The sequence below is a fragment of the Pseudomonas sp. A genome, from assembly GCF_056270345.1.
On record NZ_CM149873.1, the window covers coordinates 2784544 to 2800040 of the forward strand.

General features: G+C 63.0%; 12 protein-coding genes and 4 tRNA genes. 6 read left to right on the forward strand and 10 right to left on the reverse strand.

The window, feature by feature from the left end; translation table 11 throughout:
* Positions 1-52: 52 nt before the first annotated feature.
* The 10 genes from rdrB to folD form a co-directional block, all read right to left on the reverse strand.
* The gene (gene rdrB, locus AC0MAZ_RS12680; protein ID WP_475861289.1) at positions 53-2737 is read right to left on the reverse strand and encodes an antiviral RADAR system adenosine deaminase RdrB; all 2685 of its coding nucleotides are present in this window, start codon (positions 2735-2737) and stop codon (positions 53-55) included.
* A gap of 7 nt (positions 2738-2744) precedes the next feature.
* A complete protein-coding gene (rdrA, locus tag AC0MAZ_RS12685) occupies positions 2745-5363 on the reverse strand; it encodes an antiviral RADAR system adenosine triphosphatase RdrA (protein WP_475861291.1) in 2619 nt (872 codons plus the stop codon).
* A 114-nt stretch (positions 5364-5477) separates the two neighbouring features.
* Positions 5478-5969 (reverse strand): Lrp/AsnC family transcriptional regulator, encoded by a 492-nt coding sequence (locus tag AC0MAZ_RS12690; protein ID WP_050705041.1) that lies wholly within the window; start codon positions 5967-5969, stop codon positions 5478-5480.
* Between the two features lie 13 nt (positions 5970-5982).
* Positions 5983-6795 carry an ABC transporter ATP-binding protein gene (locus tag AC0MAZ_RS12695; protein WP_232855865.1) on the reverse strand — a complete coding sequence of 271 codons (813 nt, stop codon included), beginning with the start codon at positions 6793-6795 and terminating at the stop codon, positions 5983-5985.
* A gap of 4 nt (positions 6796-6799) precedes the next feature.
* Positions 6800-7513: an ABC transporter permease gene (locus AC0MAZ_RS12700; protein ID WP_050705042.1), complete on the reverse strand. Its 714-nt coding sequence runs from the start codon at positions 7511-7513 to the stop codon at positions 6800-6802.
* Positions 7510-8217, reverse strand: coding sequence for an ABC transporter permease (locus tag AC0MAZ_RS12705; protein WP_232855866.1), 708 nt, complete (start codon positions 8215-8217; stop codon positions 7510-7512). The genes AC0MAZ_RS12700 and AC0MAZ_RS12705 overlap by 4 nt, the downstream gene beginning before the upstream one ends.
* Positions 8218-8335: 118 nt before the next feature.
* On the reverse strand, positions 8336-9118 hold the full coding sequence (locus AC0MAZ_RS12710; RefSeq protein WP_084941448.1) for an ABC transporter substrate-binding protein: 783 nt from the start codon (positions 9116-9118) through the stop codon (positions 8336-8338).
* Between the two features lie 393 nt (positions 9119-9511).
* Positions 9512-10558: an ornithine cyclodeaminase gene (locus AC0MAZ_RS12715; protein ID WP_475861294.1), complete on the reverse strand. Its 1047-nt coding sequence runs from the start codon at positions 10556-10558 to the stop codon at positions 9512-9514.
* A gap of 19 nt (positions 10559-10577) precedes the next feature.
* A complete protein-coding gene (ctlX, locus tag AC0MAZ_RS12720; RefSeq protein WP_475861296.1) occupies positions 10578-11495 on the reverse strand; it encodes a citrulline utilization hydrolase CtlX in 918 nt (305 codons plus the stop codon).
* 271 nt (positions 11496-11766) lie between these two features.
* Positions 11767-12621 (reverse strand): bifunctional methylenetetrahydrofolate dehydrogenase/methenyltetrahydrofolate cyclohydrolase FolD, encoded by an 855-nt coding sequence (gene folD / locus AC0MAZ_RS12725; RefSeq protein WP_050705047.1) that lies wholly within the window; start codon positions 12619-12621, stop codon positions 11767-11769.
* 255 nt (positions 12622-12876) lie between these two features.
* On the opposite strand from folD, the gene AC0MAZ_RS12730 reads away from it, so the two are divergent.
* From AC0MAZ_RS12730 to tig, 6 genes are all read left to right on the forward strand, one after another.
* Positions 12877-12953, forward strand: a tRNA-Arg gene (locus tag AC0MAZ_RS12730).
* Between the two features lie 35 nt (positions 12954-12988).
* Positions 12989-13064: transfer RNA gene (locus AC0MAZ_RS12735), tRNA-His, on the forward strand.
* A 56-nt stretch (positions 13065-13120) separates the two neighbouring features.
* Positions 13121-13205 (forward strand) — tRNA-Leu (locus AC0MAZ_RS12740).
* A gap of 36 nt (positions 13206-13241) precedes the next feature.
* Positions 13242-13317 (forward strand) — tRNA-His (locus AC0MAZ_RS12745).
* A 143-nt stretch (positions 13318-13460) separates the two neighbouring features.
* Entirely contained in the window at positions 13461-13760 is a 300-nt protein-coding gene (locus AC0MAZ_RS12750; protein WP_475861297.1) for a DUF6388 family protein, read from the forward strand.
* A 418-nt stretch (positions 13761-14178) separates the two neighbouring features.
* Entirely contained in the window at positions 14179-15492 is a 1314-nt protein-coding gene (tig, locus tag AC0MAZ_RS12755) for a trigger factor (RefSeq protein WP_203647383.1), read from the forward strand.
* Positions 15493-15497 lie beyond the last annotated feature (5 nt).

The following is a 15497-nucleotide window of genomic DNA, read 5'->3' on the forward strand; positions in this document are numbered from 1 at the left end:
GCACTGCCGCTCCCACGCTGGTGATGCTTGCGTCTTTGGTCCCAACGCTATGTCAGCGGTCCCTGAACACCGGCCGATGGTTGCGCTGGAACTGATCGTTGGCATAGATCCGCAGTCGTTCCAGCCATTCCTCGGTTCGGGTCCTGGATATGCCCATCGCCTTGGCCGCTTCCTGGAGCAGCGCATACTCGGTGCGCAAGGTCGTCGGAATCACGCCAGGATCGTCGGTATTGATCGTGACCCGGATCGGCCCGCGTCGCAGTCCGAAGCGATTGTGTATTGCGCCGCGCTCCAGCGTGCTCTCGTCCGGAGGGTTCCAGCGGAAGATCGGGTGATCGGCGTGCTTGCCGATCCGGGCGATGTACACATTCGAGCTGGGATTAGTCTCGAAGATGATCCCACGCTGGTCGCAGGTTTCGATCAGGTGGTCCTGCAATGCCTCCATGAATTCCAGCTCTTCCGGGGTTTCGTAGTCCAGCAGCAGGCCTTGCTCGCTTGGCATCGGTGGGGTCTCGACCAGGGCGTGGCGCTGGATGCGCACATGCACCATGCGGGGCTTGTACTGGGCATGGCTGAGCAGGGTGGAACGACGCCAGTACAGCAGCGCCGCCCCCGGGTCATCATGCTGGCCGTTGAGCTTGAGGAAGTTGACCGTGCCCAGGATATCCCGGTCGGGCAGGGCGGCGCGCATCTTGTCGTCGAGGGGTTCGTTCGGCCGGTACTGCTCGAGCATGTGGAAGCAGTTGCGGCGCAGGCGCCAGGCTTCATGCAGGGTGTGCGGGTTGATGTAGCGCCGCGATTCTTCGGGCTGAGATTGCGCCTGGCCTTTGCCGAGCTTCTGCCGAGGGTAGAACGCATTGAGGTAATGAGGGCTGGTCCAGGCGACATGGGGCACGAACTGGGCAATACGGCGTTCCAGCCGCGGCAGGATCTGATTCGCCAGGGGAACGCAAGTTGCCAGTTGCGTGGCGTGGTGCCAGAGCCACACCAGGTTGTCCAGGTGCTCGTCCACCGGCAGCAGCATGTCGCCCTGGTTCTGGCACCACTGCAGCGGCGACACGCCGACCGCCAGCGCATGGCCGATGCGGTCACCGTGGCGCATCTCGCAAAAGTGCACGGTCTCGTCGATATGGCGCATGCCCGACAGAGGGTGGGCATAGTCCTCGCCAGTGTGAATGCTCAGGTGCAGCCCACCCTGGAAGCCATCGCCATGGCCGGCCGGCTGCAGGCCGGCACGCAGCCAGCGCAGCATCGGCGCATAGAGTTCGTTACGGGTCTTGTTCTCGTCGCCCGCGACATCCAGGCCCCGCACCCAGGCGCTCGGATCGAAACGAAAATGCTCGCTGACCTTGCCGTGCAGAAACGCCGGCGCCGACCAGCCAGAGTGCTCGCGCAGCTTGCGGTAGAGCTTCTCGCCATCGGACCAGATCTTGCCGCGCTTGTGCAGGTGTTCTTCACGGCGCAGGAAGTGCACGCACAGGTGCCAGCGCTCCATGCGGGAGCGGAAGTGCTTGGCCTGATGGGCGCTGACGGGCTTGAGAGGGGCAATCGGCGGCTGGCCGTGGTGCTGTTCGAGGGCGCTGACCCAGCCGGCCATGAAGTCGCTGGTGAAGACGTTTTCGGTGATCTTCAGTTCCGCGCAATCCTCGGGGTTCTGGAACAACTGGCGCGCGCAGGCGCGCCCGTAGGTCAGCAGGTGTTCTTGCGGATTGTGCCTGGAGGCCTTGCTGAATCCGCCGTAGATGGCAGTGAAGCGGGTAAGGCCCTGGCCATCCATCAGCAGCTTGCGCCGTTCGGCCATCAGCGCCAGCACCAGGTAGAAGATGCCCATGCGCAGCACAGGGGGCGTCTCGGCATCCTGGTATTGGCTCCACAGCCAGATCAGCAGCCACAGCCAGGCCTTGCTCAGGTCGCCCGTGTTGATCGCCTCGGCCAGTTGCAGCTTGAGCCAGCTGGGGTGGCGGCGGTCCTCGGTATGGGGATGCAGCGTGCTGTAGCCCGGCCAGCTGAGGATCAGCGGCCCATTGGTGAGGTGGGCCTTGCCGAGGGTGCGCTGGTACAGCTTGAGGATCTTGTCCGGCGTGCCGTTGCCCAGGCGCCCCGGCCACTCACCGAGCAGGCCGTGGCACAGGCGATGCAGCGGCGCGAAGGCTTCCAGGCCCGGCTGGTGGGTGATCTGGTTCATCAGGATGATGCCTTCGAAATGCGCACCGCCCAGGTGCACATGGCCTTCGGAGAAGGCTTTGTTGGCGATCGAAGGCGGGCTGAACAGCGGTTGCTGGGCCAGCACGATGCGCTGGGCGTCGGCTGCCGACAGGTGCGGGTTCTGCCTGAAGCGTTGCGCCAGGTGCCAGGCGACGATGACGGTCGGATCGACCATGGCACACAGGTGGGCGTAGTCCGTCAGGCACTCGGGGCGGTAGTGGACATGGTCGCCGTTGCACAGGAAGAACGTCTGGAACAGGGTATCCAGGGCTTTCTGCTGCGGGGTGCGGAAGAGGTCAAGCGGGCAGAGCTCTTCCGCGGCCCGTGCAAGGTCGTTGAGCCTGAACCGTCCGGGGGAACGCTGATCCACGGCGTTGCGGATACAGCTTCGGTACTCTTCGATGAACGACCTGGCTTCACGCATGCGCAGGCCGAGGTCCTTGGTCAGGAGGTCACTTTTCAGGCGCGCGGCGAAAACCGGGCATGAGAAGAATGCGCCGGTGGTGAGTTCGAGCAGGGATGGGCTGAGCATGGGAAGCTTACTTGCCTACTACGCGATTCAGATGTTGGAAATGAGGATTTCCATCAATGACGTCATCGGGAATTTTTTGACTAGCGCAAAAACGACGAATGGCATCGATATCGTCTTGAGTAATCCTGGCGTCGCTATCGTCTCGGGTGAACCTGGCCGAATAGATGTCACCGATTGAATCAACGTTGAAGCGGTGTTTCATTATCTCCGTAACAGATCGAGTAGTGGGCGGGTAAACCCACTCATCCCCGTATTCGGAGTCCTCGAGCTGATCTGCAGATTGCCGAAGTTCTTCGATCATCTTGAAGATGGGGTGGTTCGCCAGCGCACTGGTGAAAGCGCGGGTCTCTATTCCAAACGACTGCTCACCGTGGCGGCGGAGGAACGGCAGTATGTTCTGCCGATACGCCAGACCCTGCTCGAACTTGTCCTTGTCGCCCATGCTGAAGCTCGTGACAATAGAAGGCATGCCGAATACTTCACCTTTTTCCAGGCTGGCAAATGCATTCCACAGCGTCCGGTAGGCCCGGCGAGCGGTCATGCTCAGCATCCGCAGGCTGGGGTCAGCCGGGTTCTGGTTGGGTTTCAGCGGCTTGTTGAACTCCCAAGACTTTGCAAAGTAACTGTTCATGACGTTGAAGATCAGCCAGCCAGAAACTGGATGCTCATCGAGCCGGTGCTCCGTGCGCCAGTCATTAATATCTTTTGCCAGAGAAATGGTCAGGGGGTCGATGTAGGTATCTGGCGCACTGTCCTCGGGGGCAAGGTCCTGAGGATCGAGGTCGTCGTCGCTCAAGGCGGGTACAGAATAGAACGGCGCTCGGTTTATCAGCTCGTTCAGATCGTTCGGCTCCAGGTTCCTGACCAGGCTGGCAATCACCAGCTCGAAGAGTCGGCCGGTGAAAATCATGTTGGTTTTTCGGCTTTCGCTGAAGAAGCTCCGATGCAGCATGAGTTCAGCGAGGAATTGAGCCGCAAGCGGCAGATCTGACGTGTCATAGCGCTTTATGGCATGCCCCACTTCGGCCAGTGCATAGGGGTGGCGCTCCTCCAGGCTGACGATTCCCTGCAAGTCCTTCGGCGCATGCTTTTTCCATTCATCCAGGTTGGAGCGTACAAGGGGGGCCGGGAATGACAGGGCGCTCTCCTTCGACAACTGGGTCGGTTGGAACAAGGTAGCCTTGAACAAGGTCGACAACCGGGCGGTCGGCGTCGTCTGGATATTCAGAATATGAGCATCCGCCTCAAGCGCCAGACTGGCAGCCGAAGACGCATGCTCATGATGCAGATAGTTGAGCAGGACTTTTTTGGCCTCGGTGATGCAGTGTCGCCACTCAACCGCCGAGAGCGGGTCCGCCTCATGCTTGGCATTGAAGAAATTCTGGTAGGCATGATTACTGGCCGTCTCGCGCTGCGTCTTTTCCTCAAGACGTTGCGCACGATGGTATTCCCGGGAAAATTCGTTCAGCGCCGGGATGATGCCGATGGGCATGATCATCGCGCGATGCAGCGCCCACTCATTGGTAATGGACGGGCCCCAGCGCTTGAGCAGGCCACTGAGATCGGGAATGTTCTGCCTGAACGCAAAAATCAGCTGCGTAAGCTCGCGGACGGTCTCCAGCTTGATCGAAAGGCGTCGTTCGGTGGGGGTGTTCAGCCGTTCATTGAGCAGCGCGTCGATCCAGCGCCAGAACACGGGCAGGGAGAAATACTCCTCGCTGTCCTTGCAGAGCAGGATTTCCTCGTTCGCCAGGTAGTTCGCCGCCGTGGGCATGTCCCTGCGAAGCTGCAGCGGCATGATCTTGCGCTGATACTCGGTCGCCAGGCTCTTGGCGGTGTCCAGGGCATCACGGGTCTTGATCTTGCTGTTCTGCGTCAGCTTGCTGTAGAAGTCGCGCCAGGTCACTTCATGGTAGAGCGCCAGGTCACCGCTGATGATGGGCTGAACGTAAGGAGAGGTCAGGTAGCGCCTTACCACCTCGAGGTTCTCGAAGGCCCGGTTCAGGGAGGTATCGACGTCGTCGATCGGCAGGACCAGGAGCTTCTTGCCGATCAGCTCAAGCGATTTCTTGAACAGTTCATGCACCTGCTTGTTCAGGTCGTGGCTGCCCATGAACGCCCTGACCTTGTCCAGGCCGTACTTGTTGCGCTGGGACTGCAGTTGCTCCAGGGTATTGCCCAGCAGCTGCAACTGATGGTGGAACTCTTCGGCCCTGTGGTCTGCGCGGCTGAGCGCTTCGGCGACCGACTTGTCCCGGATGAGCGCGGCGACGATCACGTTCAGGAACAGATCGTCGGTGTCCTCCAGCAGGGTCGGGTCCACTGGCTTGAGCACATGAATGGCTTTGGCCAGATCAGCCCGTTCGTTCTCCAGATACAGGTTGAGGTTGACCAGTACCGAGCTTTTGCCTGTGCCGCGCTTGCCATCGATCAGAATCGCATTGTGCGAACGGTGCTGGTCCAGATCGTCCCGGTCAGGTTGGCTCTTGAGGCCGTCCTCAAGCAGGTCGGCCAGGTCCTTGTAGATATCCCGCGCCAGCAACGTACTGTGCTCCCGCTGTGCCGCCTGTTCCTTCTGCTCGATGGGAAAACGAATACGCGAATCGTTGGATTGGTTGCTGGCCACGGCTGTACATCCCTGGAAATGTGGAAACGCCCCGCGGGTTCACCCGCGAGGCGTGGTCATTGGATCCAGTAATGTTACTAAGCCACTATCTTGCGCCACAAGCGCTACCTTGGCTCACGCCTGCGGCGCCGTGCTCTTCACCGCCGCCAGCTCCGGATGCGCCACCAGCTTGTCGATATGCAGCTCGTCGTTGTTCATCCAGGTCTCGGTCAGCACCCGGTAGTGCTCCATGTCGCGGCAGCGCATGCGCAGGCTGTAGTCGAAATGCCCGCTGATCAGCTGGCACTCGTAGACCTGCGGGCAGGCGCGCACGGTGGCCTCGAAGGCCCGCTGCGCCGAGCGCCCGCTCTGGTTGGACAACGCCACCAGCACCAGCAACGACAACCCGGGGGAGACCTGCTGCAGGTCGATGATGGCCCCGTAACCGCGGATCACCCCGCGCCGCTCCAGCTTGCGCACCCGTTCCAGGCAGGGCCTGGGGGTCAGGTGCACGAGGGTGGAGAGCTTCTCGTAGGTGATCCTTCCTTGGTGTCGCAGCACGTCGATGATCGCTTCGTCGATGCGATCCAGCGGTGCGGCGGCGGGGGTGATGGCCTTGGTATCCATATGCGGCGTGACTTCACTTCAGACGATTGGAGAGGAACTGCCGCAGGCGCTCGCTCTGTGGCTGGTCGAGGATCTCGGCGCTGCCGCTTTCCTCGACCAGGCCCTGGTGCAGGAACAGCACCTGGCTCGACACCTGGCGGGCGAACCCCATTTCATGGGTGACCATGAGCATGGTACGTCCTTCCTCGGCAAGCGTCTGTATCACCTTGAGCACTTCGCCGACCAGCTCGGGGTCCAGTGCCGAGGTGGGCTCGTCGAACAGGATGATTTCCGGCTCCATCGCCAGCGCCCGGGCGATGGCCACGCGCTGTTGCTGGCCGCCGGAGAGAAACGCCGGGTACTGGTCGGCGGCGCGGGCCGGCAGGCCGACCTTGTCCAGGTACTTGCGTGCCCGCGCCTCGGCTTCGCCGGCGCTGATGCCCAGCACCTTGCGCGGTGCCAGGCAGATGTTCTCCAGCACCGTCAGGTGGCTCCACAGGTTGAAGTGCTGGAACACCATGGCCAGGCGCGTGCGCAGGTTTTGCAGCTGGGCCGCTGGCGGGGTGCCCTTGCTCAGGTCGAGGGTCTGGCCGTCGAGGGTGATGCTGCCGGCGTTGGGCTTTTCGAGGAAGTTGATGCAGCGCAGGAAGGTGCTCTTGCCCGAGCCGCTGGCGCCGATCAGGCTGATCACGTCGCCCTTGCGCGCCTGCAGCGAGACGCCCTTGAGCACCTGGTGCTCGCCGTAGTGCTTGTGCAGGCCGTCGACGCTGAGCTTGAGGGTGCCGGCATGGGCACGCGCCAAGGGGGCCTGTTCGAAGGTGGTGAGTGGCAGTGCGGTAGCGGTCATGGGTTCAGCCTCGTACAGGGTCAAGGAAGCGCATCCAGCGCCGTTCGGCCACGCGGAACAGGCCGACCAGGGCGAAGGACAGCAGCATGTACAGCAGGGCGGCCACGCCGAAGGCCTGGAAGGTCAGGAAGGTCGCGGCGTTGGCGTCGCGGGCCACCTTGAGGATGTCGGCGACGGTGGCGGTGAAGGCCAGCGAGGTGGCGTGCAGCATCAGGATCAGCTCGTTGCTGTAGGCCGGCAGCGAGCGGCGCAGGGCCGCCGGCAGGACCAGGAACAGGTTGAGCCTCCAGCCGCGCAGGCCGTAGGCCTGGGCCGCTTCCAATTCGCCGGCGGGCAAGTTGCGGATGGCCCCGGCGAAGATCTCCACGGTGTAGGCGCAGGTGTTGAGCACAAAGGCCAGCAGGGTGCAGTTGAGCGCGTTGCGGAAAAACTGGTCGAGCAGGGCATGCTCGCGCACCACCTGCAGGCCGTAGAGCCCGGTGTAGCAGATCAGCAGCTGGATATAGAGCGGCGTGCCGCGGAACACGAAGGTGTACAGCTGCACCGGCAGGCGCAGCCAGGCGTGGCGCGAGGTGCGTGCCAGGGCCAGGGGCAGCGACAGGGCGAAGCCCAGCACCATGCTGGCCAGGAACAGCCAGAGGGTCATGGCCAGGCCCGACAGGCCGCTGCCGTCGTGGTACAGGTAGGCCAGGCCGTATTCCTGAAGGAGTTCGATCATCGCGCCAGCTCCTTGATGCCGATGTTGTAGCGCCGCTCGAGGTGCTTGAGCAGGCGGTTGGACAGGGTGGTGATGAGCAGGTACACCAGGCCCGCCAGGCACAGGAAGAACAACACGTCGTTGGTGCTCTTGCCGGCGTTCTGCGCGGCCTTGACCAGGTCGGCCAGGCCGATGATCGACACCAGCGCGGTGGACTTGAGCAGCACCAGCCAGTTGTTGCCCAGCCCCGGTAGGGCGAAGCGCATCAGTTGCGGGAACAGCACCAGCCGAAACCGCTGTGCCCGGCTCAGGCCGTAGGCAGTGGCGGCCTCCAGCTGGCCGGCGGGCACGCTGAGGATGGCGCCGCGAAAGTTCTCGGTGAAGTACGCGCCATAGATGAAGCCCAGGGTGATGACCCCGGCGCCGAACGGGTCGATCTCGACATAGTCCCAGCCCAGCGCCTCGGTCAGGTCGTTGAGCCAGATCTGCATGCTGTAGAAGATCAGCAGGATCAGCACCAGGTCCGGGACGCTGCGGATCAGCGTGGTGTACAGGGTGGCTGGCAGGCGCAGCAGCCGGGATCGCGACAGCTTGGCGCTGGCGCCGATCAGGCCGAGCGCGAGGCTCAGCGCCAGCGACAGCAGGGCCAGCTTGACGGTCATCCAGGTGCCTTGGGCCAGCAGCGGGCCGAAGCCTTGCAGGCCGCTTGTGAGGAAGTCGTGCATGACGGGGATCTCGCGGTGGTTTCTTCGCGGGTGAACCCGCTCCCACAGGATGTGTGCAGGCCGAACGCTGGTGGTTACCTGTGGGAGCGGGCTTGCCCGCGAAGAGGCCGGTGGGAACTCACTCGTTATAGATATCCAGGTCGCCGACGTACTTCTTCTGGATCTCGGCATAGGTGCCGTCGGCGTGGATCATGGCGATGCCCTTGTCGAGCAGGGCCTTGAGCTCGGGGTCGGTCTTGCGCAGGCCCATGGCGATGTCCAGCGGCAGGGTCGGGTCCTTGATCGCCGGGCCACTCCTGAAGTCGGCGCCTTCAGGCTTGGAGAGGAAGTTCAGCTGGGCTTCGAGCTTGTCGGTGACGGTGGCGTCGAGGCGGCCGTTGAGCAGGTCGGCGTAGTTCTGGTCCTGGCCCTGGTAGGCCTTGACCTGCGCGCCCAGCGGCGCCAGCACGGCGCGGGCGTAGGCTTCCTGTAGCGAGCCCTGAAGCACGCCGACCTGCTTGCCCTTGAGCGATTCGGCGCTGTCGCCGAAGTCGGCCGACTTGCGCACGATCACCGAGGTGGGGCTGAGGAACAGGCGGTTGCTGAAGTCGATCTGCTTCAGGCGGGCCGGGGTGACGGCCATCGACGACATGATGGCGTCGAACTTGCGGGCGCGCAGGGCGGGGATCATGCCGTCGAATTCGTTGTGCACCCAGGTGCATTTGACCTGCAGCTTGGCGCAGATGGCATTGCCCAGGTCGATGTCGAAGCCTTGCAGGCTGCCATCGGCGGCGACGGATTCGAACGGCGGGTATTCGGGGAAGACGCCGAAGCGGATTTCGGTCCACTCCTTGGCTTGGGTGAGGGTGGTGGCGCACAACGAGAACAGCAGCACGCCGAGGCGTTTTCGCATGGAGGGCATGGTCTTGGGTCCCTGGGTGTTGTTATTGGTAGTAGGGCGATTAGCGCGTGTAGGTCCGTCGGTGACTCATGGGTCGGGCTCAGAATGCGCGAGATAGACAGGTTTTTTGTGTCGTTTGCCTGCGCGTGGGCTGCCGGATTCGGCTGTAAAGATTCTTTTTGCAGCCGAATCGGCTGTTCCGACAAAGATTTACGGAAGTGCGACAGCGGTTTCTGTCAGGTCGAGCGACCGTCATGCTTGTCGGTCGCGGTGTACGCGGTCCCCTGTAGGAGCGGCCTTGTGCCGCGAAAGGGCTGCGCAGCGGCCCCAGATATCAGCTTCGACGCACAGATTGCCGGGGCCGCTTTGCGGCCCTTTCGCGGCACAAGGCCGCTCCTACAGGGGGGGGGGCTGTCAGGCGGCGCTGGCCTTGCGTTGCGCCGCTTTCGGCTGCAGCAGGGCAAACAGGTCCTTCGGATTCTCCAGCTGCGGCACCAGCGCGATGTCGCGCCCGATGTCCAGCGCCCTGGCCACATCCAGCACATAGCGCAGCGCCGAGTAGTCCTCCAGGGCGAAGCCGACCGAGTCGAACAGCGTCACCTGCGCGGCACTCTCACGGCCGGCGGCGATCCCCTCGGCCACCTGCCAGAACTCGGTGGTCGGCGAGTCCGCCGGCATCTGCTGGATCTCGCCCTCGATCCGGCTCTGCGGTTCGTACTCGACGATCACCCGCGCCCGCTCGACGATGTCGCGGTGCAGCTCGGTCTTGCCCGGGCAGTCGCCGCCCACGGCATTGAGGTGCATGCCCGGCTCGATCATCTGTGGGGTGAGGATGGTGGCGTAGGCCTTGTCGGCGGTGACCGTGGTGACGATGTCGGCGCCGCGCACCGCCTCGGTCACACTGCCGGCAATCATCAGCTTAAGCTGCGGGAAACCGGCCAGGTTGGCCGCCAGTTTCTCCGAGGCCTTGCGGTCGATATCGAACAGACGGATCTCCTCGATGCCCAGCAAAGTATGGAAGGCGATGGCCTGGAATTCGCTCTGCGAGCCATTGCCGATCAGCGCCATGCGCTTGCTGTCCGGGCGCGCCAGGTAGCGGGCGGCCAGGGCCGAGGTGGCGGCGGTGCGGATGGCGGTGGTCAGGGTCATCTCGCTGAGCAGCACCGGCGCGCCGGTGTCGACATCGCCCAGGGCGCCGAAGGCCATCACTGTGAGCAGCCCATTGTGGGTGTTCTTCGGGTGGCCGTTGACGTACTTGAAGGCGTACAGGTTGGCGTCGGACACCGGCATCAGTTCGATCACCCCGTCCGTCGAGTGGTTGGCCAGGCGTGGGCATTTCTCGAAGTCGTGCCAGCGCAGGTAGTCCTGGCGGATGTACTCGGCCATCTCGGCCAGGCAGGTGGGCAATCCCTTGCGGTTGACCAGGTGGGCGAGGTCGTGCACGTCGATGTAGCGGGTCATGATGATTCTCCTTGTCGAGTCAGTGGCGCGAGGGCAGGTGGACTTCGGCGAGCATGCAGCGCGCGCTGCCGCCACCGATGCGTTCGATATGGTCGATGTTCACCACCAGTGGGTGGCTGTGCCGCTCGACCTGGCGGCGCTGGTCGGTATCGAGCGCATGCCAGGCGCTGCGCGACATGACCAGCAGGGAGCGGCCGTCGCGGTCGTGGACTTCGAGCATGTTGCCGGCGAAGTTCTCCAACTGGTCGAAGTTCAGCGCCAGCACCTGCTTGCCAGTGTCGCGCAGCGAATGCTCCAGGGTGCGGCGTTCATCGGGGTGGGGCAGGGCGTCGAGGCAGGCCACGGCGAGCTGGCGGCCGACGTTCATCATCACGTTGCTGTGGTAGATCGGCGCCTGGCGGCGGTCCATGGCGTTGAACAGGCACAGGCGGTAGTCCAGGCGCTCGGCGAACTGGCGCAGGGCGCGTTCGTGGGTGCGCCCGGAGTGGCAGGCGTAGCTGATGCGGTGCTCGCGGTCCAGGACCATGCTGCCGGTGCCTTCGAGGAACAGATTCTGCTGTTCCAGCGGGCTCAGGTCGATGGTGCGCTGGATGGCGAAGCGCTCCTGCAGCACGCCCAGTACGCCCTTGCTGCGCTCCAGGCGGCGGTTCTCGCCCTCCATCGGGTACAGCACCAGGCTGCCGTCGGCGTGGCTGCTCCACCAGTTGTTGGGGAAGATCGAATCGGGGGTATGGGGTTCGGGGGTGTCCTGTACCACCAGCACATCGACGCCGTGCTGGCGCAGGGTGTCGACGTAGCCGTCGAACTCTTCCAGGGCCTTTTCGCTGGCGGCCTGCGGGTCCGGCGGCGCCTGCTGGAAGCGGTTGTTGGCGGCGGTGTCGGGGTTGAAGGCGAACCGCGCCGGGCGAATCATGAGGACGGTATTTGTTGTTTGCATTGGGCACGCATCCACGGGTGGGCTGTGTGACCATTGTCAGAGGGATCGCGAGGCAATCCCGGCTGAAGCGTGGAGGGTGGGCAGCCGGTCCAGCTGAAATGGCTAGCTTGGCAGCGGAATCGGCTGATATAGCACTCGTGGGAGCGGGCTTGCCCCGCGATGGCGTCGGCAGCCCCATCGCCATCGCGGGGCAAGCCCGCTCCCACGAGGATGAAGTGCACAAACGAAAACGGCGCCTCGAGAGGCGCCGTTGCGTCATTGCCGGAACAACCTACTTGTGCAGCTCTTCAGCCGCGTACAGGGTGTTTTCCAGCAGGCACGCACGGGTCATCGGGCCCACGCCGCCCGGCACTGGGGTGATCCAGCCGGCGCGGGGCAGGGCAGTCTCGTAGACCACGTCGCCGACCAGCTTGCCGTCGTCCTGGCGGTTGATGCCGACGTCGATGACGATGGCGCCTTCCTTGACCCACTCACCCTTGACCAGGCCCGGCTTGCCGGCGGCGACCACCACCAGGTCGGCGCGGCCGACGTGGCCGGCCAGGTCCTTGGTGAAGCGGTGGCAGACGGTGACGGTGCAGCCGGCCAGCAGCAGCTCCATGGCCATCGGCCGGCCGACGATGTTGGACGCGCCGACGATCACCGCGTTCATGCCGTACAGGTCCTGGCCGGTGCTGTGCAGCAGGGTCATGATGCCCTTCGGCGTGCACGGGCGCAGCAGCGGGATGCGCTGGGCCAGGCGGCCGATGTTGTAGGGGTGGAAACCGTCCACGTCCTTGTCCGGGCGGATGCGCTCGAGCAGCAGGGAGGCGTCCAGGTGCTCGGGCAGCGGCAACTGCAGCAGGATACCGTCGACGGCCGGGTCATCGTTGAGGCGATCGATCAGGTCGGTCAGGGCTTGCTGCGTGGTCTCGCTGGGCAGGTCGAACGCCTGGGAGATGAAGCCGACCTCTTCGCAGTCCTTGCGCTTGTGCGAGACATAGACTTGGGAGGCCGGGTCGGTACCGACCAGGATCACCGCCAGGCCTGGCGTGCGCAGGCCCTGCTGGCGACGCTCGGCGACACGTTGGGCGATCTGCTGGCGCAGGTTGGCGGCGATCGCCTTGCCATCGATTAGGTGTGCAGTCATAGACGCGTGATTAACCATCGAGAAGGGAACATATATAAGAAGCGCGCATTCTCGCACGACACGGCCCAAGGGCAAAGGCGGGTGGTCGGGCAAATCCCCTAACCCCTTCAATAATTTAAATTTTTTTGCGAAAGGTGTTGACGACCTGCGGGGTCGCCTATAAGATTCGCCGCACTTGTCGGGCACTGCCTGGCACGGGTTGGCAAAGTCGGGCAGAATAAGCGGTTCGTTTGTTCGGCTGGACTGTAAGCTTAAGCGCCCGTAGCTCAGCTGGATAGAGCATCCGCCTTCTAAGCGGATGGTCGCAGGTTCGAGTCCTGCCGGGTGCGCCATTAAGGCCTGGGCAAGTAAGCAGTACCGCAATATGGTGGGCGTAGCTCAGTTGGTAGAGCGCCGGATTGTGATTCCGGTTGTCGTGGGTTCGATTCCCATCGTCCACCCCAGATTCTGCAGGGGCGCCTCGATTGAATGATCCGGCGCCTTTGTTTTTGAGTTTCATGCGGACGTGGTGAAATTGGTAGACACACTGGATTTAGGTTCCAGCGGCGCAAGCTGTAAGAGTTCGAGTCTCTTCGTCCGCACCATGTTTCTGTAAGGCTGTACCGCAACACTGCATTATGGTGGGCGTAGCTCAGTTGGTAGAGCGCCGGATTGTGATTCCGGTTGTCGTGGGTTCGATTCCCATCGTCCACCCCATATTTTACGAAGGCGCCTTGGTCGTATGACCGGGCGCCTTTGTCGTTTCTGGCGTTGGCGGCCTCTGGTGGCCTTGCTACAAAAGCTGATAGATTTCAGCCGGTTGAAGGGCTGGCCGAGGTGCCGGCAGAGGAATAGCGCAGATGATCGCAAAAGAAGCGCGCCAGGCCCTGGCGCTGCAACGTTTCGCCGAGGCCAACCCGCAGCTGCTCGAGGAGATCCGCGAGTTGGATGCTCGTGAGCAGGCCCAGCAGATCGAGTGGGCGTTCGAGGATGCGGCGCAGGAGCAGGGCGTCGAGCCCTGGGAGTATGCCTTGCAGCTGATCGCCGAGTCGCCGGAGCAGCTGCAGGCCATGCGCCTGGAGACTCATCGCGAGGTGGCCGAGGCGCTGGGGTTGGAGTGGGGAGAGTATTGCCAGTTCAATGGGCTTGATCTGGAGTAGGTTGGGATTTTAGGTGGTATTGCGTCAGGGCGACCAGGTGTTCGCCGAGGGATCTCTGGCGCCTATCAGATCGAGCGCCGCGCGGGCGGCGCTCGATCTCAAGGGCGCTGCAGGGCCTTCGGCGAACGCCCGCCGGCCCTGACGCAATCCCCCTTGAAACCACCCACTCATACCCATATCTCAACTGGCCACTGTTTGTTTGACAAGGTTTTACAACCGCGCACGCAACAAGGGCGTGCGCGGCCGTGAATGAAACAGGCTCGACGCCAAGGCGGGCGGGCCTTTCAAGGAAATCGACCGGCGCGGCTCGCCGACAATCCAGGTGGGGTGACTTCTGCTTGATGAGTCACTAGAATGTTTGCCCTTGATTCTGGAGTCGGGCTATCGCCGGCTAACGTCTGTGCAACGAGGAATATCCATGCAAGTTTCTGTTGAAAACACTTCCGCTCTCGAGCGCCGCATGACCATCGCCGTTCCGGCCGAGCGCGTCGAGAACGAAGTCAACAAGCGTCTGCAGCAGACTGCCAAGCGCGCCAAGGTTGCCGGCTTCCGTCCGGGCAAGGTGCCAATGAGCGTGATCCGCCAGCGTTTCGAAGCCGATGCCCGCCAAGAGGCTTTCGGTGACCTGGTCCAGGCTTCCTTCTACGAAGCCATCGTCGAGCAGAAGCTGAACCCGGCTGGCGCGCCTGCCGTCGAGCCGAAGTCGTTCGAGAAGGGTAAGGACCTCGAGTTCGTCGCCATCTTCGAAGTCTTCCCTGAATTCACCGTTGCCGGTTTCGAGTCGATCGCCGTCGAGCGCCTGAGCGCCGAAGTGGCTGACGCCGACCTGGACAACATGCTGGAAGTCCTGCGCAAGCAGAACACCCGTTTCGAGGCCGTCGAGCGCGCCGCTGCAAACGACGACCAGGTCAACATCGACTTCGTCGGCAAGATCGACGGTGAAGCCTTCGCCGGCGGTTCGGCCAAAGGCACCCAGCTGGTGCTGGGTTCCGGCCGCATGATCCCGGGCTTCGAAGACGGCCTGGTAGGCGCCAAGGCCGGTGAAGAGCGCGTGGTCAACGTGACCTTCCCAGAGGACTACCAGAACCTCGACCTGGCTGGCAAAGCCGCTGAGTTCACCATCACTGTCAACAGCGTATCGGCCCCTGTGCTGCCAGAGCTGAACGAAGCCTTCTTCGCCCAGTTCGGCATCAAGGAATCGACCCTGGAAGGCTTCCGCGCCGAAGTTCGCAAGAACATGGAGCGTGAGCTGCGCCAGGCCATCAAGGCCAAGGTCAAGAACCAGGTCATGGACGGTCTGCTGGCCGCCAACCCGGTCGACGTGCCGAAAGCCCTGCTGGAAAACGAAGTCAACCGTCTGCGCGTGCAGGCTGTCCAGCAGTTCGGTGGCAACATCAAGCCTGACCAACTGCCGGCCGAGCTGTTCGAAGAGCAAGCCAAGCGCCGCGTCGTGCTGGGCCTGATCGTCGCCGAAGTGGTCAAGCAGTTCGACCTGAAGCCGGACGAAGCCAAGGTTCGTGAAGTCATCGAAGAGATGGCCTCGGCCTACCAGGAGCCTGAGCAGGTCATCGCCTGGTACTACAAGAACGACCAGCAACTGAACGAAGTCCGTTCGGTTGTGCTGGAAGAGCAAGTTGTAGATACTGTCCTGCAGAAAGCGACTGTGACCGACAAATCGGTCTCGTACGAAGAAGCCGTCAAACCAGCACAGGCTGCTGCCGACGCTGAGTAACAGGC

Coding starts and splice junctions, on each gene's coding strand:
- rdrB (WP_475861289.1), bottom strand. CDS start 2,737: ATGCTCAGCCCATCCCTGCTCGAACTCACCACCGGCGCATTCTTCTCA.
- AC0MAZ_RS12690 (WP_050705041.1), bottom strand. CDS start 5,969: ATGGATACCAAGGCCATCACCCCCGCCGCCGCACCGCTGGATCGCATC.
- AC0MAZ_RS12695 (WP_232855865.1), bottom strand. CDS start 6,795: ATGACCGCTACCGCACTGCCACTCACCACCTTCGAACAGGCCCCCTTG.
- AC0MAZ_RS12700 (WP_050705042.1), bottom strand. CDS start 7,513: ATGATCGAACTCCTTCAGGAATACGGCCTGGCCTACCTGTACCACGAC.
- AC0MAZ_RS12705 (WP_232855866.1), bottom strand. CDS start 8,217: ATGCACGACTTCCTCACAAGCGGCCTGCAAGGCTTCGGCCCGCTGCTG.
- AC0MAZ_RS12710 (WP_084941448.1), bottom strand. CDS start 9,118: ATGCCCTCCATGCGAAAACGCCTCGGCGTGCTGCTGTTCTCGTTGTGC.
- AC0MAZ_RS12715 (WP_475861294.1), bottom strand. CDS start 10,558: ATGACCCGCTACATCGACGTGCACGACCTCGCCCACCTGGTCAACCGC.
- ctlX (WP_475861296.1), bottom strand. CDS start 11,495: ATGCAAACAACAAATACCGTCCTCATGATTCGCCCGGCGCGGTTCGCC.
- folD (WP_050705047.1), bottom strand. CDS start 12,621: ATGACTGCACACCTAATCGATGGCAAGGCGATCGCCGCCAACCTGCGC.
- AC0MAZ_RS12750 (WP_475861297.1), top strand. CDS start 13,461: ATGATCGCAAAAGAAGCGCGCCAGGCCCTGGCGCTGCAACGTTTCGCC.
- tig (WP_203647383.1), top strand. CDS start 14,179: ATGCAAGTTTCTGTTGAAAACACTTCCGCTCTCGAGCGCCGCATGACC.